Here is a 21,512-nt window from a genome sequence, read left to right on the forward strand (position 1 = left end):
ATGTTCTGCTTCACGCTGAAGAAGGACATATAACAAAGGGAAACGTAAATACTAAAAAAGGATTGTTTTGAGAACCTGGCTAAGACGTTAGTTATTAATTTTTCAGCTGAGGGCAATAGATAGTAAAAGATTAAAAAATAAGTTGAGGTACTAAAATTGGGTCTCAATTATACCATTTACGCCCCTTAAGAGTATATTGGAGATAAAGAGGAGAACTAAATGAGTACTTTTATAACCAATAGTTCAGAAAAATCTCTAAAAAAGCGTTTAACCACCATAATTGAGCTCAGTGACGAGTTAAAATTTTTAGTGGGATTTTTTTATTTTTCTGGCATAGAAGAGTTTTACATTCCCATTAAAGAGCTTGAAGAGAAAAATTCTTTAAAAAAAGGCCACATAAAAATCTTAGTGGGATTAAATGTAGATAAATCTATCCATGGAATATATGAATATGCAAAGACTTCAAAATTGTTTTCAGTAGAAAGAGTAAAAAAGGAATTTTTCTATTCCATTAAAAAGGCCCTTACTTCTAAAGAAATAGACAATGAAGATTTTTATGAGCAGGCAAAATTTTTTATAAAATTACTTGAAGAGGAAAAATTGATTATAAAAAAGACCAAGGAACCAAACCATGCTAAATTATATCTTTTTAAGTTAAACAATAACCTACACAAAGTAATTCCCTCTCTTTTTATCACAGGTAGTAGCAATTTAACCAAGGCTGGACTTAAATCCCAGCAAGAATTTAATGTGGAAATTAAAGACTATGGCTTTAAAGAAGCAGAGGCCTATTTTGATCGATTATGGACACAGGCCATATCCTTTGAAAAAGGAGATGTTCAGGAAATAATACACTTAATTAAAGAGGAAACCATACTCAAAGAGATAACCCCTTATACTGCTTATGTGTATCTTTTGAAAACTTATGTGGATCTTCATCGTTCCCCTACCCCCCTTTATGAAATAAAAAGTTTAATGAAAGACAAAGGCTATTATCCTTATACATATCAATTGGAAGCAGTGTCCCAGGCACTGGCTACTTTATCTATCCATAATGGAGTTCTATTTGCTGATGTAGTAGGTCTTGGAAAAACAGTTATTGCCTGTCTTACTGCCAAAGCTCTTGGAAAAAGAGGATTGGTTTTATGTCCTCCCCATCTTGTAGGGGATGAAAATAAAGAATCAGGGTGGAAAAAATACTTAGAAGATTTTAAGCTTTATGAGTGGGAAGTCAGATCCATTGGGAAATTGGAGGATGCGCTGAAATTTGTCCGAAAAACAGATGATATTGAGGTTATTATAATAGATGAAGCCCATCGCTTTAGAAATGAAAACACAGCAGGTTATCACTATCTTAAAGAAATTTGTCGTGGTAAACAGGTTATTCTCCTTACAGCTACTCCATTTAACAATCGTCCAAGAGATATCTATTCTTTATTAAAACTTTTTACTATCCCTAAAAAATCAACTATTGTGCTTGATGAAGACCTTGAAAGTCGTTTTAGACAATATGAATCCCTTTTTAGTAAACTGGGATATATAAAAAACTATGGTTACTCCTCTGATCAGAAAAAAAGAAAAAGAGCTCAGCGTTATTACAAGGAGATTTTTTATGAAAACAAAATTGATTTAAATAAAGTGCAGAAAAGGACTCAGGAACTTGCCCATGAAATTAGAACTATTATTGAGCCCGTAGTTATAAGACGAAACAGGCTTGACCTAAAATACTATCCTGAAACAATCTCTCTTCCTCACATAAAAGACCCTGTAGAATGGTTCTTTGAATTAACTAAAGAACAATTAGAGTTTTATGATGAAGTAATAGAAATTTTTGCACCTTTTGAAGGAAATTCCTCAAAACAATTTACTGGCGCAATTTATTTCCCTGCAAGATATGAAAAAGGCCATTTACAACAATTTTCAGATCTGGATGATACCAAACTGAGTCCTGAAGAAAATTTTATTTTAGTGTATCAGAGAAATTTATATGATTTTATGAGAAGACTACTTGTAAAAAGATTTGAAAGCAGTTTTGGCGCTTTTAAAAAAAGTGTAACCCGTTTTAAAGAACTTCACATGGTTGCCTTTGAATTTGCTAAAAAGACCAATAAATTTATTTTAGATAGAAAACTTATGGAAGAATTAGTAACCGAGGATGAAGATCCTATTTTAGATCGCCTCAAAGAATACGAAGAAACACTCAAGAGTGAAAAGGTTAATTCCAGATTTTATAAGGTCTATGATATAGAAAAATTTAAAGACCGGGATTTGTTTTTTGAACATCTAAAAAGGGACATTAAGCTCTTTGAAAACCTGGATGCAAAGATAAATGAGCTTGGGCTGGACAAAAATGACCCAAAAGCAGATTGTTTAATTAGGGGCATAAAAAATTTTTTAAAGGAAAAGAGAAAAGTTGTAATTTTTACTGAATATGTGGACACTGCATATCACTTAAAACCTATTCTGGAAGCAAAATTTGGAAACCGTGTCCTCAGTGCATTTGGCAATTTAACCAAAAATACCATTTCTGCAATTTATAAAAATTTTGATGGACAATACTTAGAACAGGAAAACAAATATGATATCCTACTCACAACAGATAAGCTCTCAGAGGGTTTTAATCTCAATCGAGCAGGTGTTGTAATCAATTACGATATACCGTGGAATCCAGTTCGGGTCATCCAGAGAGTGGGCAGAATCAATCGTATAGGCAAAAAAATCTATGATGATATATACATAGTCAATTTCTTCCCAACAGAAACAGGTGCAGACATAGTAAGGTCAAAGGAGATTGCACAAAACAAAATGTTTATGATTCACAATGTGCTTGGTGAAGATGCAAAAATATTTGATCCTTCTGAAGAGCCTCAGGCCTCTGAGCTTTACCGCAGACTTAATAAATTTGTAGAAGATACAGAAGAAAGTTTTTATTCTAAAATAAAAAAAGAACTTGATACTATATTAGATACATATCCTGAAATTCAAAAAGAGTTGCAGGATATTCCCTGCAGGATAAAAGTGGCAAAACATGGCCAAGAGAATGAATTATTAGTTTTTATTAAAAAACAAGATGATATATTCGTAGCCCATCATCCATATAATGAAAAACTCCCACGTATCACAACCTTTGAAAAAGTATATGAAAATATTAAAACAGATCCTCATGCTCCACGAGTTGAATTAAGTGAAAACTTCTGGAAAAGTTATAATCTTATATTAGACAAACATTTTTCAAAAGATTATATAAAAACCGGTAGAAAATTGAGAAACAAAGCATATAATCTTCTGCAAAATATTTTAAAGATAGATGACAAAACTTTAGTTCCTCATAGAAGATTTATATCAGATTTAATAGAGGATTTAAGAAGTTTTAGTACCCTGTCTGAATACACAATTTCTAAAATTGTATCATGGGAGAAAAATTTAAATAATATTACTAAACTTGCTAATGAGATACAAGAACTTAAAACTGAATTAGGAGAAGACTTTCTTGATAAAGTGCAATCTATAACAAAATCAGAAGATGAAGAAATTATTATCGCTATAGAAAATTGTAAGATTAATTAGTTGACTTTTATTTGAAAAAGATAAAGCAGTTTTAAAATTTCCGAGAGAATTATAAAAAATGTTTTGATTTATTTTTTGAAATTAAATAATCTTGGCAACAAAAAATTATAAAGGAGTTTGATTTGTGAACTCAATCCTAGAAGATACAATAGAAAATCTAGTAAAAAATTTTAATCCAGAGACATTGCAGGAGATTTTTTATCTTAAGGCTGGAGACAGATGGGAACAAAATCCAGACTACCTTCCCCAATTTGAGGATGATTTTTTTGTTGAGATCAAAAAGGTTGGCGATTTAAGATTGTTGGATGATTCTTATGTTGGTGTTTATACCATTTTGATTGAAAAGGAGCTTACAGAAAGAACCAGCAAAAAAAGGCAATTTGAGCTTGGGAAAAGGATATTAGAAGAGAGTTTTGTAGATGCTGGTTTTTTTGTTTTTTATGATAAAGAGGGTAATTTCAGATTTTCTTTTATTTTTTCTAGTTATTCTGGTGTTAAACGAAAATATCCAGAAAAAGGATATACAAGATTTACCTACTATATTTCCAGAGAAAAACCATATCGAACCTTTAGAAAGGCTCTTTTTGAAGCTAAGTTTGACACTATTGAAGACATCAAATCTGCTTTCAGCACCCAACCTCTCACCAAAGAGTTTTATACTGAAATTCAAAACTGGTACGCCTGGGCATTAAAACATGCGTGGTTTCCAGAAGGAACTAATGAAGAAAATCTCATTAGGCTTCTCACCAGACTTATTTTTGTTTGGTTTTTAAAAGAGAGGAAAGAAAAGGAAAAACTGATTCCAGAGGAAATCTTTGATCCTGAAAAACTAAAAAACATTGTAAAAAATTTTGGTCAAGGTGACTATTATTACAATGTAATCCTTCAAAATCTTTTTTTTGCAACTCTTAATAAAGATTCCACGGAAAGAGCTTTTGCAAAAGATGAAGGTTACCTTAAAAACAGAACAAATTATGGAGTTAAAAATCTGTTTAGATATGAGAAATTTCTTTTAATACCTGACACAGAATTTATAAAAATTTTTGAAAAAGTGCCTTTTATAAATGGCGGTCTTTTTGAGTGCCTTGATAAAGATGATAGAGGCGAACAGGCAATAGACGGTTTTTCCAGAAGAGAAGAAATAAGGGCTAAGCTCCCTGATTTTTTGTTTTTTTCAGAAGAAAAACAAAAAGACTTATCCCATTTTTATAATGATAGAAAACAAAGAAAAGTCAGAGGACTTATAGATATTCTTAAAAATTACAATTTTACTGCAGATGAAAACAGTCCTATTGATGTGGAAGTATCTCTTGATCCTGAACTCTTAGGTCATATTTTTGAAAATCTACTTGCCTGCTATAATCCTGAAACTTCTTCCACTGCTCGTAAAGCCACTGGCTCTTATTATACTCCAAAAGAAATTGTAGATTTTATGGTAGAAGAATCCCTTGTTGAATGCCTGAAAACCAAAACAGGCATAGAGGAGCAAAAACTCAGAAATCTTTTTTCCTATGAAGAGAGAACAGATCTTTCTCTTCAGGAAAAAGAAAGACTTGTAAATGTGATAGCCAACCTGAAAATTATTGATCCTTCGGTGGGTTCTGGTGCCTTCCCTATGGGGGTGCTCCATAAATTGGTGCATGTATTAAGCAAGATTGATCCTAAAAACAAGCTCTGGCATGAGCTTCAGTATAAAAAGGCACTTCATGAAGTTGAAGAAATTTTAAAGATAAAAGACAAAGAGGAAAGAGAAAAACTTTTAAAAGAAATTAATGATAACTTTGACGATACAATTAATTATCCAGATTATGCAAGGAAACTTTATCTCATTGAAAATTCAATTTTTGGCGTAGATATTCAACCCATAGCAATTCAGATTTGCAAACTCAGATTTTTTCTGTCCTTGCTTATAGATCAAAAAATTAAACCTAAAGAGAAAAATTACGGTATTAAGCCCCTCCCCCATCTTGAGACAAAATTTGTAGCTGCAAATACTTTGATAGGATTAGAACAGCCAAGGACTATCGTTCATCCACCAAAAAAATCAGGAAAGTTCCTGAAAAAGAGAACATACACTGTTCCTGGACTTGAAGATAAGACCACTTTTCTTAAAAAAGAATTAAAAAAGCTATATAAAAGATTATTTCAAATAAAAACACGTACAGAAAAAATTAGACTTCAAAATAAAGCTAAGAAAATAAGATTGGAGTTAAAAGATCGTCTCCCTGAAATGGGTTTGCCTCATAAATCAGCTGGTAAAATAGCCTCATTTGACATCTTTGATCAAACTGCCACTGCTGATTGGTTTGACCCAGAGTGGATGTTTGGGGTGGAGGATGGATTTGATATTGTGATTGGAAATCCGCCGTATATTTCTACAAAAGGAATAGATAAAAAATTTAAAACAACTTTAGTACAATATTACAGTTTTGCAGATGATAGCTATAATCATTTTTATTTCAAAGGGATAGAATTATTGAAAGAAAAAGGAATACTTACATACATTACATCTAAAACTTTTTGGACAATTCAAACTAAAAGAAATTTGAGGGAATTATTACTTAAGAACAAAATTATCCTTATTTTTGATACTTCTAATCCTTTTGAATCATCAATGGTGGATACTTGTGTGATAATTGTACAAAAAGAAATACCTGGAGAAGAATACATAATTACTTTTTTAGATGGTAAAAAGGATTTAAAAAATCCAGAAAAATATAAAGTAAAACAAAAAGTTTTTAAAGAAGCTCCTAATTTAGTCTTTTTTGTACCAACTTCATATAACATGCAAATTTATAAAAAATTTGGAAAAAAAGTAAAAGAGCTGCTTGATAAGTGGTGGGATAAAATAAGCACTAGTAAAAATATTGAAAAGTATAAAAAAGAATTGGAAGAGTACCGGAAATCTTTGAAACCTGGAGATATTACATTACTTGGGCTTATTACTGAAGGCGGACAAGGATTAGCAACTGGGAATAATGGAAAGTATATAGGGGTATTAGAAGACACCAAATGGGCTGAAAAGGTAAGAAAAGAAAGACCAAAAAAATCGTGGCGTTTTATTCAAAACAAAAGACCTAAAGAGTTAAATCATTTAAAGAGCAAACAGGAAGTTAAATCCTTTTTAGACAGCTTATCAGAAAAAGAAATAAGGGAATTATTTGATACCCTTAAAGAAAAATATGGGAGAGATATTTTTGGACAGGGCTGGCTTTATAGAATTGTAAGTAAAGATGAAATTGCAAATGTAGATAAATTAACCGAGGATGAAAAGTTTAACGGAATAGAAGGAGAACGAACTTTTGTCCCTTATGACAAAGGAGACAAAGAAGGTAACCGCTGGTATGCTCCGACTCCTTATTATATAGATTGGAATAAAGAAAATGTGAAATTTTTAAAAGAAAATTCAGGCAAGAAAGGAATAGGTATGCCGGTGGTTAGAAATCAGCAATTTTATTTTCGGGAAGGATTTTGCTGGAATAATGTCTTATCGGATGAAAAAATTAAATGTAGACTAAAAGAAAAGTCTGTACATTCAACTGAAGCAATGACTTTTATTTCTACCTAAAATTTGCATCATAAGATAATGTTTAGCTTGACAATATAGTGAATTAATGGTATAAAGTGTTTCAAATAGGAAGTATGAAGGAGGCACTGATTCTATGCGTAGATTCCATGTTAAGTTCACTGAAAAAAATCTTACGGGCAACGCCGGACTGGTATTGCTGGGCCTGTTTGCTGACAAACTGAAGCTTCCCAAGATGCTTGAGCAACACATTACTATTAAGCGGGGAGCTACCGCACAGTATAAGGTTTCCGACATTATCATGATTTTGATGATGGCAGTGTTAGCCGGGGCTAAGCATATGAGCCATGTATTTATCCTAAAATCTGATTTAGCATTGAGGTCGCTTTTTAAATGGGAAAGGTTTCCTGACTATACTACCATAAATCGGGTTTTTAAGTTGTTTAATCCCCGACATTGCAATGAGCTCTCCGATGTAGAAACAAAAGTGCGCAAAAAGGTTTGGGGTAAAAAATGGTTTAGCCGCATCACTTTAGATTTGGACTCTACAGTGCGTGGGGTGTATGGGAAACAGGAAGGTGCCGAGAAGGGTTACAACCCCAAGAAGCCAGGACAAAGGGGATATCATCCGCTACTTTGCTTTATTGCTGAGACGCGGGAATGTCTTCACAACTGGTTTAGAGCCGGAGATGCTTATTCAGCCAATGGTTGTGTAGAGTTTATGCAAGAGTGCTTTGCCAAGCTTCCAAGGAGAGTCTGGAAAATTATTGTACGTGCAGATTCCGCCTTTTTTAATGGAGAACTTTTAGACTACTTAGAAGAGGCTCATGCTTTGTACTTAATCAAGGTTAAGATGCGAGGACTCACTCAGCTTTTAGAAACTCAGAAATGGCACAAGGTTAAAAATAGACCTGGCTATGAGAAGACCGAATTCACATACAAATGTGAAAGGTGGAAGCACCCCCGCCGGTTTGTGGCCGTACGTCAAGTAATAGAGAGCAAATTTAGTTGCTTTTTTTTCAGCGTTACAAAGACTGAGTATGATTATTTTTGTTATGTAACAAATATGAACCTGAGTCCCTGGGACGTCCACAGGTATTATTGCCAACGGGGGGCCAGTGAAAACTGGATTGAGTGGTGTAAGGGACAGATGGCCTCTGGAAGCATTTTGACACAGGATTTTTGGGCCAACTCCGCCATATTCCAGACCTGTATTCTGGCTTACAATCTACTGGTTTGGATGATGTGGCTCAACGATGAAGATGGTTTTAGAGAAGAGCCCAACACAATCCGCATGTTTCTAATCCATGTTCCAGCTCGGCTGATGCATGCGGGACGACAATGGTTCCTTCGATTATCGAGGGATTATTTTTTCAAAGAACGTTGGATAAAGATAGAAAATTCCATCCGGTCATTACAATTTGCTTAATCTTTTTTTGAGAGTATCCTCCAAAATAGGATTTTGCGTAAGTCCATGTGCAGTGGTGTGCCTTTACACACCCGTAAAGAGTGCCACTGACCGCAGCTTCTACCTGAAAAAGCCTTCCAAGTCACAATGAGGGAGACATATCCTTTAACATAACAGCTCCATATCTAGGTATCTCTGTCCAGAACAATCAGTTGCTTACGATTGAACTGTAATTGCAGATTTTAGGTTCTACTATTTCAAAAAAAGCAAGTAATAAATATTTAGTTTGTTTAATGAATTCTACATTTTTTGGAAAATATCGAATAGAATTTATAAATGTTTCTCATCATCTAACAACTGGTGACGCAAAAGAGTTTCCAATTATCATTCCTACAACAGAGCAATTAAAAGAATTTGAAGCAATATTTGATCGTGCTTACAACATCCAAAAACATAAATTTGAAGGAAAGATTACTGAGGAAGAAGCAGAAAAACAACTTGAACAAATCCAAAAAGAATTAGACGAAAAAGTAGAAAAAATGTATATGGGATAAATACAATAAGGAGGCAACACAATGAAGGAAGATTTTTATAAAAAGCGATTTTTTAAAGAAGAATTTCCAGAAGTTACTATTCCTGAAGAGTCACGAGCAGCTTCAAAAAGAGACAGAGATAGAATTTTATTTTCCAGAGCTTTTAGAAGATTAAGTTTTAAAACACAAGTAGTTGTTTCTTATGGAAAAGTTACTAATGACCACATCCGTAGCCGCCTTACCCATTCTCTTGAAGTAATGCAGATAGCTGAAGCTATGACAGATCATATTAATAAAACTCTGAAGATTGGAGTTGACAATTCGTGTGTAGCAGCGATTGCTTTAGGACACGATTTAGGACATTCTCCATATGGACATATTGGGGAACAATTTTTTTCTAAATTTTTATTTGGGAGAAAATTTAAAGAAAAATTTAAGAAAATTCGGCATTCTTTTCAAAGTTTAAAAGTATGTTGTTTTTTAGAAAAACATTATAAACCAGATTTTTATGGTTTGAATTTAACTATTTCGGTGTTAGACGGTATTTTAAAACATTTTAATCTAAGTGATTTAGAGCTAAAGTTATATAAGTTAATACCTAAAATTTGCATCATAAGATAATGTTTAGCTTGACAATATAGTGAATTAATGGTATAAAGTGTTTCAAATAGGAAGTATTAGGAGGCACTGATTCTATGCGTAGATTCCATGTTAAGTTCACTGAAAAAAATCTTACGGGCAACGCCGGACTGGTATTGCTGGGCCTGTTTGCTGACAAACTGAAGCTTCCCAAGATGCTTGAGCAACACATTACTATTAAGCGGGGAGCTACCGCACAGTATAAGGTTTCCGACATTATCATGATTTTGATGATGGCAGTGTTAGCTGGGGCTAAGCATATGAGCCATGTATTTATCCTAAGATCTGATTTAGCATTGAGGTCGCTTTTTAAATGGGAAAGGTTTCCTGACTATACTACCATAAATCGGGTTTTTAAGTTGTTTAATCCCCGACATTGCAATGAGCTCTCCGATGTAGAAACAAAAGTGCGCAAAAAGGTTTGGGGTAAAAAATGGTTTAGCCGCATCACTTTAGATTTGGACTCTACAGTGCGTGGGGTGTATGGGAAACAGGAAGGTGCCGAGAAGGGTTACAACCCCAAGAAGCCAGGACAAAGGGGATATCATCCGCTCCTTTGCTTTATTGCTGAGACGCGGGAATGTCTTCACAACTGGTTTAGAGCCGGAGATGCTTATTCAGCCAATGGTTGTGTAGAGTTTATGCAAGAGTGCTTTGCCAAGCTTCCAAGGAGAGTCTGGAAAATTATTGTACGTGCAGATTCCGCCTTTTTTAATGGAGAACTTTTAGACTACTTAGAAGAGGCTCATGCTTTGTACTTAATCAAGGTTAAGATGCGAGGACTCACTCAGCTTTTAGAAGCTCAGAAATGGCACAAGGTTAAAAATAGACCTGGCTATGAGAAGACCGAATTCACATACAAATGTGAAAGGTGGAAGCACCCCCGCCGGTTTGTGGCCGTACGTCAAGTAATAGAGAGCAAATTTAGTTGCTTTTTTTTCAGCGTTACAAAGACTGAGTATGATTATTTTTGTTATGTAACAAATATGAACCTGAGTCCCTGGGACGTCCACAGGTATTATTGCCAACGGGGGGCCAGTGAAAACTGGATTGAGTGGTGTAAGGGACAGATGGCCTCTGGAAGCATTTTGACACAGGATTTTTGGGCCAACTCCGCCATATTCCAGACCTGTATTCTGGCTTACAATCTACTGGTTTGGATGATGTGGCTCAACGATGAAGATGGTTTTAGAGAAGAGCCCAACACAATCCGCATGTTTCTAATCCATGTTCCAGCTCGGCTGATGCATGCGGGACGACAATGGTTCCTTCGATTATCGAGGGATTATTTTTTCAAAGAACGTTGGATAAAGATAGAAAATTCCATCCGGTCATTACAATTTGCTTAATCTTTTTTTGAGAGTATCCTCCAAAATAGGATTTTGCGTAAGTCCATGTGCAGTGGTGTGCCTTTACACACCCGTAAAGAGTGCCACTGACCGCAGCTTCTACCTGAAAAAGCCTTCCAAGTCACAATGAGGGAGACATATCCTTTAACATAACAGCTCCATATCTAGGTATCTCTGTCCAGAACAATCAGTTGCTTACGATTGAACTGTAATTGCAGATTTTAGGTAATATTTGATGCTTATATTATAGTTATCCGCACAATTTCATATAATATAATATGGGGTGCCCTTTAAAAATTTTTCTATCCAACTTTTAGCAAAACTTAGTTTTTTACATAACCTATTCCATGCTTCTGATATAACCTCCTTCATCTCTTTTATATCTTTTACAAAAACTAATGAAAGCACTCTTTTTATACTTTTCCAGATATACTCAATAGGATTTAACTCTGGTGAATAAGGGGGAAGATAGACTAGATAAATATCTAACTCAGATGCCTTCTCTCTTACTACTTTACTCTTATGGGATGAAAAATTATCTATTATTGCTACTATCGCTTTATATTTCTTATTTACTTCTCTTATCTTTTCTAAAAACTTAGCTATTGATAAGCCTTTTGAATCTTCTAAAAATGATTTTACACTTTCTCCTTTTATAGCATAAAAACCTATTGTGTTTGTCTTGAACTTTGTTGTATTTTTTATAATTCTTGTCTTCTCAAAACTCCATACCCTTACTGTATTGGCGGTGTTCTGCGGACTTGTTTCATCTATAAAACCTATTGCTATCTCCTCTTCTTTAAATCCTTTCTCCTTTAACAGAGAAAAAGTAAGTTGAAGTTGATTCTCTAATATCTTCTCTCCATCTTTTGGTTTCCTATAATCCATCGGATATGGTTTAGAAAAATGCATCTTAAGCTTATCTCTCAATATCCTTACTACATGGTCTTGGGAGTATTCTATATCAAAAGTATCTTTTATCAATGCCCTTACTTCTTTTGTAGTCCAATAAGCTCTCTTTTTAAGTAATTCCTTAAGCTTTTTTAAATCTTCCTCTGATAGCCTACTTGGCCTTCCTCCCCCTTTTCCTCTTCCTTTACCTTTTATCCCTTTATAACCCTCTTGGTTCCATTCCCTTATCCATAAGTATCCTGTCGATTGGGCTATCCCACAACCGCTACACGCCTTTTCAAAATCTATCCCTTCTCTTATAAGATTTAGAAAAATAAGTTTTACCAAAATATTGTCTTTCTTCTCACCCTTTAATTTTTCCTTTAGCTCTTCTGCATTTTTAACCTTAATACGTTCCCCTTTCATAAATATTCATTATATCAAATCGTTCCTATTATATCAAGTTCTGAAGGATACTATAATGTTTTTTGTAATAGACCTGTTAATTCTTGTGAAATTGAAAATATATTTAAAACTAATCAGCCCTTAACACCAGAAGGACTTATTGTAGCAATTGCAGATGAAATTGCTCAATTATGTCACGACATTGAAGATTTGCGTAGAATAGAAAGTTTTAATTATGTAAAAGATTTTTATAAACGATTGGTACAACTTTGTGAAGAATATTTGCCAAATATAGAATTATACCGCAAAAAACATGTATCTAATTTATATCAACGCATAAAAAGCCTCATTGAAAAATCAAAAGATATTAATCAAATTGAGCGACTTTATGTGAAACTACTTATAATTTTATCTTTTACTTTAATAGAAAAAATATTTCTTTTTGTAAATGATAAAAGTTTAGAAGATATTCCTGTTTATTTAGGAAAATTTACAAATTTACAAGAAGTAAGTGGATTAGATAATAATGCTAAAAAACTTGCTACTTTTTTTGAAGAATTATTTAAATATTATAACAAGTTATTGTTTGACTCTCCTAATGTGGCCAAGTGGGATATTAAAGGAAATGAATTAATTGAAGAACTCTGCGAAAAACTATTTTCAATTTTTAAAATTCAAAATAATGAAGAACCAAATCTTTCTATTTTTCCTAAAGAACAACAGGAAGATTTGTTAAAATCATATGAAGCTGGTAATTATTTAATAAATAATGAAGAGTTTAAAAAGTTTTTAAAACAAGAGGGGCTTTATCCTGATCAAAATTCTAATAAAAAAGATGAGAATATTATCAAAGATTTACCTATAAAGTTTATAATTTGGGACTATGTTGCAGGAATGACAGATAGTTATATTATAAGAGAATTTGAATCTATTACTTTTAAAAGGGTGGCTTTTGATTAGATCTAAGACTTACGGTTAAAATATAAAAGCAAACAAAATGCAAAGTAATAATTATCAAATTTGCAAGAAAACGAAAAAGTGCCAAACAAATAAAGAGTGAACAGTGATCAGTGAACAGTGAACAGAATAAAATTTCCCTCTCAAGTAAGAATATCAAACAAAACTCCCCTTGCCATCCTTATAAAAGGTGTTTTATAAAAAATGTATGGACAAAAGGTATATTCAAAATCCCCATGATGCATTTGTTAAGGAAGTCTTTTCTCATAAAGAGCAGGCTGAAGATTTCCTAAAAAATTATCTGCCTCATGATATTTGTAGATTAATTGATTTTGATTCCCTTAACATTGTCAAGGATTCCTTTGTAGATGAAGAATTAAAAGAACATTTTTCGGATCTTTTGTATGAAGTTCAGCTAAGTTCCAGGCCTGGTTTTATTTATTTGCTTTTTGAGCACAAAAGCACTCCACAAAGATTTACTGGTCTACAACTATTGCGTTACATGGTGAAGATCTGGGCCCTTTATCTTAAACAACACCATGAGCCTATTCTTCCTGTTATTATCCCTCTTGTAATTTATAATGGACATAGAAGATGGACGATAAAAACAAATTTTTCATATCTTTTTGGAGAAATAGAAACAGAGCTAAATAAATATATACCTGAATTTAATTACTTACTTTATGATCTGTCCACTCTATCAGATGAAGAGATCAAGGGAAGAGTAATATTAAAAGCCACTTTAATGGCATTAAAATATCTTACAACACCTGAACCTGGCAAACATCTAAAAGGAATTTTTAGTCTTTTTAAAGAGCTTGGTGAGAGCAATACACCTCTTCAATATCTAGAAACACTTTTACGTTACATAGCGAGTGCTAGTGATAAAATAGAAGAAAAAGACATAACAGAAGCAATAAAACAAATAGGAAAGGAGGCAGATATTATGCCAACTCTTGCAGAAAAATGGATAGAACAAGGCCGAATAGAAGGACGGAAACAAGGAGAACAGCAAGGGATGATTAAAGGCATGGTCTTAGATGCTCAAGAAATGGTTCTTGAGGCCTTGATGGAGAGGTTTGGACTTATTAAACCAGATTTGTCTGTTAAAATTAAGGGAATAGTTAACAGAGAGGTTTTAAAAAGTCTGCATAAACTGGCCATTAGAGTGGATTCTTTATCTGAATTTGAGGAAAAATTAAACCAACTTGACAAGTGTTAGGTTCTAAGTTCTAAATTTTTGATACGTTAAACGTTGAGTTTAGAATATTGAATGTTTTAATCGTTATTTGCATATCCAATTGATGAGTTAATGGGTATATGAGTGTATGTGTAAATGAGTAAATAGATGGATGGGTGGAGGCTTACCCAATTAACTCATTAACAAAAATAAAATGTACATTTTGAATGTCTCCTTTTCACTCTTGCCATCCTTATAAAAGGTGTTTTATTAAAAAATTATGGACAAAAAATACATCCAAAATCCACATGATGCCTTTGTTAAAGAAGTCTTTTCTCATAAGGAGCAGGCTGAAGATTTTTTAAGAAATTATCTACCTCAAGATATTTGCAAATTAATTGATTTTGATTCCCTTGCCCTTGTCAAAGATTCCTTTGTAGATGAAGAATTAAAAGAACATTTTTCTGATTTACTCTATGAAGTTCAGCTAAGCTCCAGGCCTGCTTTTATTTATTTGCTTTTTGAACACAAAAGCACTCCACAAAGATTTACTGGTCTACAACTATTGCGTTACATGGTGAAGATCTGGGATCTTTATCTTAAACAGAGCCATGAGCCGATTCTTCCTGTTATTATCCCTCTTGTAATTTATAATGGACATAGGAGATGGACGATAAAAACAAATTTTTCCTATCTTTTTGGAGAAATAGAAACAGAGCTAAATAAATATATACCTGAATTTAATTACTTACTTTATGATCTGTCCACTCTATCAGATGAAGAGATCAAGGGAAGAGTAATATTAAAAGCCACTTTAATGGCATTAAAATATCTTACAACACCTGAACCTGGCAAACATCTAAAAGGAATTTTTAGTCTTTTTAAAGACCTTGGTGAGAGCAATACACCTCTTCAATATCTAGAAACACTTCTCTCCTATATAGCCAGTGCTAGTGATAAAATAGAAGAAAAAGACATAACAGAAGCAATAAAACAAATAGGAAAGGAGGCAGATATTATGCCAACTCTTGCAGAAAAATGGATAGAACAAGGACGTATGGAAGGCATGATCCTGGATGCCCAGGAAATGGTCATGGAGGCTCTGATAGAGAGATTTGGACACCTTGACCCAAAATTGTCTGTTAAAATTAGAGGTATTGTCAACAGGGATGTTTTAAAGACCTTGCATAAACTGGCTATTAGAGTAGGCTCCATACAGGAATTTGAGGAGAAATTAAAACAACTTAAATTGTAAGAGCAAGGTGTTATAGGGTAATCAGTGAACAGTGAACAGAATAAAATTTCCCTCTCAAGTAAGAAGATTAAACAAAACTCCCCTTGCCATCTTTTCAAAGGTGTTTTATCAAAAAATTTATGGACAAAAAGTATATTCAAAATCCCCATGATGCCTTTGTAAAGGAAGTCTTTTCTCATAAAGAGCAGGCTGAAGATTTTTTGAAAAATTATCTGCCCCAAGATATTTGCAGATTAATTGATTTTGATTCCCTTAACATTGTCAAGGATTCCTTTGTAGATGAAGATTTAAAAGAACATTTTTCTGATTTACTCTATGAAGTTCAGCTAAGCTCCAGGCCTGGTTTTATTTATTTGCTTTTTGAGCACAAAAGCACTCCCGAAAGATTTACTGGTCTACAACTTCTGCGTTATATGGTGAAGATCTGGGACCTTTATCTTAAACAGAGCCATGAGTCTATACTTCCAGTTATTATTCCTCTTGTGATTTATAATGGATATAGGAGATGGACGATAAAAACAAATTTTTCATATCTTTTTGGAGAGATAGAAAAGGAGCTAAATAAATATATACCTGAGTTTAATTACTTACTTTATGACTTGTCTACTCTATCAGATGAAGAGATCAAGGGGAGAGTGATATTAAAAGCCACTTTAATGGCACTAAAATATCTTACAACACCTGAACCAGGCAAATATCTAAAAGGAATTTTTAGTCTTTTTAAAGAACTTGGTGAGAGTAATACACCTCTTCAATACTTAGAAACACTTTTACGTTACATAGCGAGTGCTAGTGATAAAATAGAAGAAAAAGACATAACAGAAGCAATAAAACAAATAGGAAAGGAGGCAGATATTATGCCAACTCTTGCAGAAAAATGGATAGAACAAGGACGTATAGAAGGCATGATCCTGGCCCAGGAAATGGTCATAGACGCATTGATAGAGAGATTTGGACTCCTTGACCCAAAATTGTCTGTTAAAATTAGAGGTATTGTTAACAGGGATGTTTTAAAGACCTTGCATAAACTGGCTATTAAAGTAGACTCCCTACAGGAATTTGAGGAGAAATTAAAACAACTTAAATTGTAAGAGCAAGGTGTTATAGAGTGAACAGAAAAATTTCCACCTCAGGTAAGAAGATCAAACAAAACTCCCCTTGCCATCTTTTCAAAGGTGTTTTAACAAAAAATTTATGGACAAAAAGTATATTCAAAATCCCCATGATACCTTTGTTAAGGAAGTCTTTTCTCATAAAGAACAGGCTGAAGATTTCTTAAAGAATTATCTGCCCCAAGATATTTGCAGATTAATTGATTTTGATTCCCTTACCATGGTCAAGGATTCCTTTGTAGATGAAGAATTAAAAGAACATTTTTCGGATCTTTTGTATGAAGTTCAGCTAAGCTCCAGGCCTGGTTTTATTTATTTGCTTTTTGAGCACAAAAGCACTCCCGAAAGATTTACTGGTCTACAACTTTTGCGTTATATGGTGAAGATCTGGGACCTTTATCTTAAACAGAGCCATGAGTCTATACTTCCAGTTATTATTCCTCTTGTGATTTATAATGGATATAGGAGATGGACGATAAAAACAAATTTTTCATATCTTTTTGGAGAGATAGAAAAGGAGCTAAATAAATATATACCTGAGTTTAATTACTTACTTTATGACTTGTCTACTCTATCAGATGAAGAGATCAAGGGGAGAGTGATATTAAAAGCCACTTTAATGGCACTAAAATATCTTACAACACCTGAACCAGGCAAATATCTAAAAGGAATTTTTAGTCTTTTTAAAGAACTTGGTGAGAGCAATACACCTCTTCAATATTTAGAAACACTTCTCTCCTATATAGCCAGTGCTAGTGATAAAATAGAAGAAAAAGATATAACAGAAGCAATAAGACAAATAGGAAAGGAGGCTAACATTATGCCAACTCTTGTAGAAAAATGGATAGAACAAGGACGAATAGAAGGGCGTATAGAAGGACAGAAGGAAGGACGCATGGAAGGTATGATTCTGGCCCAGGAAATGGTTATAGACGCACTGATAGAGAGATTTGGACTCCTTGACCCAAAATTGTCTGTTAAAATTAGTGGTATTGCGAACAGGGATATTTTAAAGACCCTCCATAAACTGGCTATTAGAGTACGCTCCATACAGGAATTTGAGGAAAAATTAAAACAACTTAAATTGTAAGAGCAAGGCATTATAGAGTGAACAGTGAACAGAAAAATTTCCACCTCAAGTTAGAGGGGACGGCAGATATTGTTCCAATCCTATAAGTTATTATTCGCCCCTTGCACTCCTGAAGAGATTGACAAAGCCTTTTGTTGACGATACCCGCCTGGTTAAAGTGGATTTTATAGAGACCTTTGATTACCTTTTGGGATTAAGAGTACACACAGTTGCCGTGAAGATCATACATGGAAAGTCAGGCTCATTGAAGAAGAGTTTTTAAAAAGGATGTTTGAAGTAAGAGATGTACAGAATAGGCGGATAAAACATGTCTATAAGTACAGAAGAATTAATGTCTATGATAGATTATTTACCAATAGATATAAAAACACAATTAGTTGAAAGGATTTTGACCAGTTTACAGCCTATCCAAAAAGATATAGATGCTTTCTGGGCAGAAGAAGCTGAAAAAAGGATTAATGAAATAAAAGAAAAAAAAGTTAAGTTAATAGAAGCTGAAGAAGTATTTAACGAGATAAAAAAAATCATTGGCCAATGAGAGTATTGGAATAAGTGCCAGACAAATAATGAATCCTATTTAGCAGTTGCAGAGCTGGCGAAAAATAAATTAGAAAGGGCAAGGAGTGTCTAAAGATTTAATTAAAGAGGTTAGCCATGATAGAAACAATTGAACTGAAGAATTTTAAAAATTTTTCAAAAATTAATTTGAATAAAATGAAACAAATTAATTTAGTTGTAGGGAAAAATAATGTGGGTAAAACAAATCTTCTGGAAGCTTTATTTATTGGAAGCAATCCCACTAACCTATCTTTATTTATCTCAACATTAACTAATAGATTAAAAGTATGAGAGTGTTTACATTTAGATAGAAATATAATATAAGTTATCCCAACCAAAATAATGGGAGGGAGAAAATGGTTGTATGCAAGCATTGTAATTCAACGCAAGTCGTCAAAAATGGTTTTGTTCGTAAAAAACAGCGGTATCTCTGCAAGAACTGTTCACGAACTTTTGTGATAGGAGATGCAAGGAGAAAAGAATCTCTGAAAGTAAAAAAAGCTCTTGCAGTTATTCTTTATTCTCTTGGTAAAGCATCATTTGGCTTTTTAGCTAAATTATTTGGAGTTTCTCGTTCATTGACTTACCGATGGATAAAAGAGGAAGCCGAATCACTTCCAGAACCAGTTATATCTAATGAGATAAAAGAAATAGAATTTGATGAGATGTGGCATTTTATCCAGTCAAAAAAAACAAAATATGGATTATCAAGGCGTTGGATCGTAGCAGAGGGCGAACTATTGCCTGGGTTATTGGCAATCGTGATGCTTCAACCTTCAGACGGTTATACAAAAAACTTGAACAATTGAAGGACTGTGTTTTTTATACAGATGATTGGGAAGCTTTTAAGAAGGTATTGCCGCGAGAGCGCCATATAATAGGAAAAAGAGGAACAGTAACAATAGAAAGAGATAATAGCAATACAAGACATCATCTTGGACGAATGACACGTAGGACGAAAGTTGTATCTAAAAAGGAAGAAATGGTTCATGCATCAATGAAATTATGGCATGCATTAACTGATCCTGAAATTTTTGCCCAATATCAGCAAAGATTTTTATCTATCTTTAGGTGAACACTCTCAAACCTTTCTCCTGCTATTATTGAAGAAAAGTTTATTCCTCGCCAGGATCCTCCTTCGGAGAAGGTTTCTATTTTAAGTATATTAATATCTCCAAATCATCTCATAAATATTACTAACATTTTAAGTAAATTACTCAAAAAAGGACTTAGAAATCAGATTTTATCTGTTTTTAAAAAGATATTTAATCAAAAAATAGAAAATATATTTTTTGAATCTGCACCTTCAGTGATATATATAGAAACTGAGAATAAGGTTTTACCACTTTCTTTTTATGGGGAAGGAACGTTAAGAGTTTTTTATATATGGATGCTTGCATTGGATTTGTATTATAAATCTTCTTTATCTGAAAATTTATCACGGGTTATTTTAATTGACGAAATAGAAAATGGATTGCATTATTCCGCTAAATCCTTGTTATGGGATCTAATTTTCAAAATTGCTGAAGAATTTAATATTCAATTTTTCATTACTACTCATGATGAAGAGTTTTTTTGTTCGTTATTTGAACTAAAAGATGTAGAAAAATATAAAGAACTTTTTCAGCTTATTAGATTAAGAAAAGACCAAACAGCAGCTTATTACGATTTTGAAATGTTAAAACTCATAGCAAAAGAGCGAAAAGAAGCTTTGAAAGAAATATGGGAAATTAGAGGCTAAAGATGAAAATTGAAAAAGAATATGTGATTTTTGTTGAAGGTGTGGATGATAAAGCTTTTTTTGAAAAACTTTTGGAAAATGTATTCAATATTCAAATTATTGATGTAAAAGGAAAATCCAATTTTAAAACGATACTAAAAATAGCAAGTCAGGAAGATGAGTTTAAAAAAGTAAAAAAAAATTCTCATTATAAGCGATGCTGATGAATCTTACAAAACAACTTATCAATCTTTATCTCAAATGCTCAAAGAAATTTTTAATGACCTGCCAGGAGATATTCTACATGGATATAGAGGAAAATATGGAATTTTAATTTTACCGCCATCAGAAGAGCAGGGTTCTTTAGAGGACTTATTATTCAGATTAATAGAATCTGATATTCAAAAAGAAATTGTAGAATTTGTGGAAAAAATGGAAAGAATTTGGAAAAAATACAAGAAAAAGAAATTTAAAAAGGCAAAATATAAAATTCATTGTTACATAGGTTTTCAGTGCAATGATAAACTTTATTTAAAACTTTCATCAGCTATAAAAAATTGTGGGGCTTTTAATATTGGTTTTACAAATTTTTTAGATTTAAAAACAGAAATTATGACATTTTTTGAATTATAAATACGAAATGCCTTTTATAAACTTGACCCACCTAGGCGACAAGTAGCTTCAACTTAAAAAACAGAAAATGCAAAATCTCCTTAAAATCTCCCCACATGACGAGGCACTTTATAGGGAAATAATGCTTTCCCTTGGATATCCAAAAAATAAAGTAAATTTTTTAGAACTTGCTTTGATTTTGCCTTATTCAGAAATAAAAGATTTGAAAAATGAAAAAATTATAGAAAAGGCCCTTTTATACAGGGCAGGTTTAAAGGATGTCTCCGCCGTATTTTTCTTTCAGCTCATCGGGCACAACAAAGTCTTCAAACCCTGTATCCACAAGTATATTTTTATCACCACCCTTGAGATAAAATATCATAATGGGAATCCAAATGCGCTCTCCATAAAACTTTAGATAAGTCATCATTCCCTGATCAGTTTCCTTTGCCCCTACGACCAAGGGATAAATTGTAGAGGTAGTCATGACATCTCTCTTTGGCTCTGTTCAGACATTTTAGAGATCTGAGCCTTTAAAAATTACAATTAACATTTCTCATTATAGGGAGTGCTACAATGCGTCTCAATTATTGACATGAATTCCCCTCTATTATAGAAAAAGCATAATCAAGTTTTGAACAAATATTTCAATTATGAAGTTTTTAAAAGGAAAATCTTTATCTCAAAGAATAACGATTCTATTTCTGATA

20 protein-coding genes are annotated in these 21,512 nt (G+C 33.2%); 18 read left to right on the forward strand and 2 right to left on the reverse strand.

Annotated features, from left to right (window positions below; all coding sequences use genetic code 11):
* Nucleotides 1–219: 219 nt before the first annotated feature.
* The 6 genes from ACYQ1E_RS01755 to ACYQ1E_RS01780 all read left to right on the forward strand — a co-directional run bounded on the left by ACYQ1E_RS01755 (nucleotide 220) and on the right by ACYQ1E_RS01780 (nucleotide 11,022).
* Complete coding sequence (locus ACYQ1E_RS01755; RefSeq protein WP_459874958.1) at nucleotides 220–3,567, forward strand: helicase-related protein; 3,348 nt, start codon at nucleotides 220–222, stop codon at nucleotides 3,565–3,567.
* A 124-nt stretch (nucleotides 3,568–3,691) separates the two neighbouring features.
* The gene (locus ACYQ1E_RS01760; protein WP_459874959.1) at nucleotides 3,692–7,135 is read left to right on the forward strand and encodes an Eco57I restriction-modification methylase domain-containing protein; all 3,444 of its coding nucleotides are present in this window, start codon (nucleotides 3,692–3,694) and stop codon (nucleotides 7,133–7,135) included.
* A 94-nt stretch (nucleotides 7,136–7,229) separates the two neighbouring features.
* The gene (locus ACYQ1E_RS01765; RefSeq protein ID WP_459874960.1) at nucleotides 7,230–8,522 is read left to right on the forward strand and encodes an IS1380 family transposase; all 1,293 of its coding nucleotides are present in this window, start codon (nucleotides 7,230–7,232) and stop codon (nucleotides 8,520–8,522) included.
* Between the two features lie 212 nt (nucleotides 8,523–8,734).
* Complete coding sequence (locus ACYQ1E_RS01770; protein ID WP_459874961.1) at nucleotides 8,735–9,055, forward strand: restriction endonuclease subunit S domain-containing protein; 321 nt, start codon at nucleotides 8,735–8,737, stop codon at nucleotides 9,053–9,055.
* Between the two features lie 21 nt (nucleotides 9,056–9,076).
* Nucleotides 9,077–9,655: an HD domain-containing protein gene (locus ACYQ1E_RS01775; protein ID WP_459874962.1), complete on the forward strand. Its 579-nt coding sequence runs from the start codon at nucleotides 9,077–9,079 to the stop codon at nucleotides 9,653–9,655.
* Between the two features lie 74 nt (nucleotides 9,656–9,729).
* Nucleotides 9,730–11,022: an IS1380 family transposase gene (locus ACYQ1E_RS01780; protein ID WP_459874805.1), complete on the forward strand. Its 1,293-nt coding sequence runs from the start codon at nucleotides 9,730–9,732 to the stop codon at nucleotides 11,020–11,022.
* 264 nt (nucleotides 11,023–11,286) lie between these two features.
* Here the strand turns inward: ACYQ1E_RS01780 and ACYQ1E_RS01785 are convergent, their stop codons facing one another.
* Entirely contained in the window at nucleotides 11,287–12,339 is a 1,053-nt protein-coding gene (locus ACYQ1E_RS01785; RefSeq protein ID WP_459874963.1) for an IS630 family transposase, read from the reverse strand.
* Between the two features lie 189 nt (nucleotides 12,340–12,528).
* Here ACYQ1E_RS01785 and ACYQ1E_RS01790 point away from each other — a divergent pair, with 189 nt between their 5' ends.
* From ACYQ1E_RS01790 to ACYQ1E_RS01845, 12 genes are all read left to right on the forward strand, one after another.
* A complete protein-coding gene (locus tag ACYQ1E_RS01790) occupies nucleotides 12,529–13,278 on the forward strand; it encodes a hypothetical protein (RefSeq protein WP_459874964.1) in 750 nt (249 codons plus the stop codon).
* A 205-nt stretch (nucleotides 13,279–13,483) separates the two neighbouring features.
* Entirely contained in the window at nucleotides 13,484–14,497 is a 1,014-nt protein-coding gene (locus ACYQ1E_RS01795; RefSeq protein WP_459874965.1) for an Rpn family recombination-promoting nuclease/putative transposase, read from the forward strand.
* Between the two features lie 238 nt (nucleotides 14,498–14,735).
* Nucleotides 14,736–15,710 (forward strand): Rpn family recombination-promoting nuclease/putative transposase, encoded by a 975-nt coding sequence (locus ACYQ1E_RS01800; RefSeq protein WP_459874966.1) that lies wholly within the window; start codon nucleotides 14,736–14,738, stop codon nucleotides 15,708–15,710.
* A gap of 119 nt (nucleotides 15,711–15,829) precedes the next feature.
* A complete protein-coding gene (locus ACYQ1E_RS01805) occupies nucleotides 15,830–16,801 on the forward strand; it encodes an Rpn family recombination-promoting nuclease/putative transposase (RefSeq protein WP_459874967.1) in 972 nt (323 codons plus the stop codon).
* Between the two features lie 103 nt (nucleotides 16,802–16,904).
* On the forward strand, nucleotides 16,905–17,912 hold the full coding sequence (locus ACYQ1E_RS01810; RefSeq protein WP_459874968.1) for an Rpn family recombination-promoting nuclease/putative transposase: 1,008 nt from the start codon (nucleotides 16,905–16,907) through the stop codon (nucleotides 17,910–17,912).
* Nucleotides 17,913–18,219: 307 nt separating this feature from the next.
* The gene (locus tag ACYQ1E_RS01815; protein WP_459874969.1) at nucleotides 18,220–18,450 is read left to right on the forward strand and encodes an addiction module protein; all 231 of its coding nucleotides are present in this window, start codon (nucleotides 18,220–18,222) and stop codon (nucleotides 18,448–18,450) included.
* A 116-nt stretch (nucleotides 18,451–18,566) separates the two neighbouring features.
* Nucleotides 18,567–18,761: an AAA family ATPase gene (locus ACYQ1E_RS01820; protein ID WP_459874970.1), complete on the forward strand. Its 195-nt coding sequence runs from the start codon at nucleotides 18,567–18,569 to the stop codon at nucleotides 18,759–18,761.
* A 65-nt stretch (nucleotides 18,762–18,826) separates the two neighbouring features.
* Nucleotides 18,827–19,279 (forward strand): IS1/IS1595 family N-terminal zinc-binding domain-containing protein, encoded by a 453-nt coding sequence (locus ACYQ1E_RS01825; protein ID WP_459874971.1) that lies wholly within the window; start codon nucleotides 18,827–18,829, stop codon nucleotides 19,277–19,279.
* On the forward strand, nucleotides 19,186–19,545 hold the full coding sequence (locus ACYQ1E_RS01830) for an IS1 family transposase (protein WP_459874973.1): 360 nt from the start codon (nucleotides 19,186–19,188) through the stop codon (nucleotides 19,543–19,545). The genes ACYQ1E_RS01825 and ACYQ1E_RS01830 overlap by 94 nt, the downstream gene beginning before the upstream one ends.
* A gap of 117 nt (nucleotides 19,546–19,662) precedes the next feature.
* On the forward strand, nucleotides 19,663–20,211 hold the full coding sequence (locus ACYQ1E_RS01835; RefSeq protein WP_488193115.1) for an AAA family ATPase: 549 nt from the start codon (nucleotides 19,663–19,665) through the stop codon (nucleotides 20,209–20,211).
* 2 nt (nucleotides 20,212–20,213) lie between these two features.
* Nucleotides 20,214–20,414, forward strand: a complete 201-nt coding sequence (locus tag ACYQ1E_RS01840; RefSeq protein WP_459874975.1) for a TOPRIM nucleotidyl transferase/hydrolase domain-containing protein — start codon at nucleotides 20,214–20,216, stop codon at nucleotides 20,412–20,414.
* Nucleotides 20,401–20,823: a DUF3226 domain-containing protein gene (locus tag ACYQ1E_RS01845; RefSeq protein WP_459878435.1), complete on the forward strand. Its 423-nt coding sequence runs from the start codon at nucleotides 20,401–20,403 to the stop codon at nucleotides 20,821–20,823. Before ACYQ1E_RS01840 ends, ACYQ1E_RS01845 begins: the two co-directional genes overlap by 14 nt.
* A gap of 250 nt (nucleotides 20,824–21,073) precedes the next feature.
* Here the strand turns inward: ACYQ1E_RS01845 and ACYQ1E_RS01850 are convergent, their stop codons facing one another.
* Nucleotides 21,074–21,289 (reverse strand): MBL fold metallo-hydrolase, encoded by a 216-nt coding sequence (locus tag ACYQ1E_RS01850; RefSeq protein ID WP_459874976.1) that lies wholly within the window; start codon nucleotides 21,287–21,289, stop codon nucleotides 21,074–21,076.
* Between the last annotated feature and the right edge of the window lie 223 nt (nucleotides 21,290–21,512).

This window comes from Desulfothermus naphthae (genome assembly GCF_054657475.1).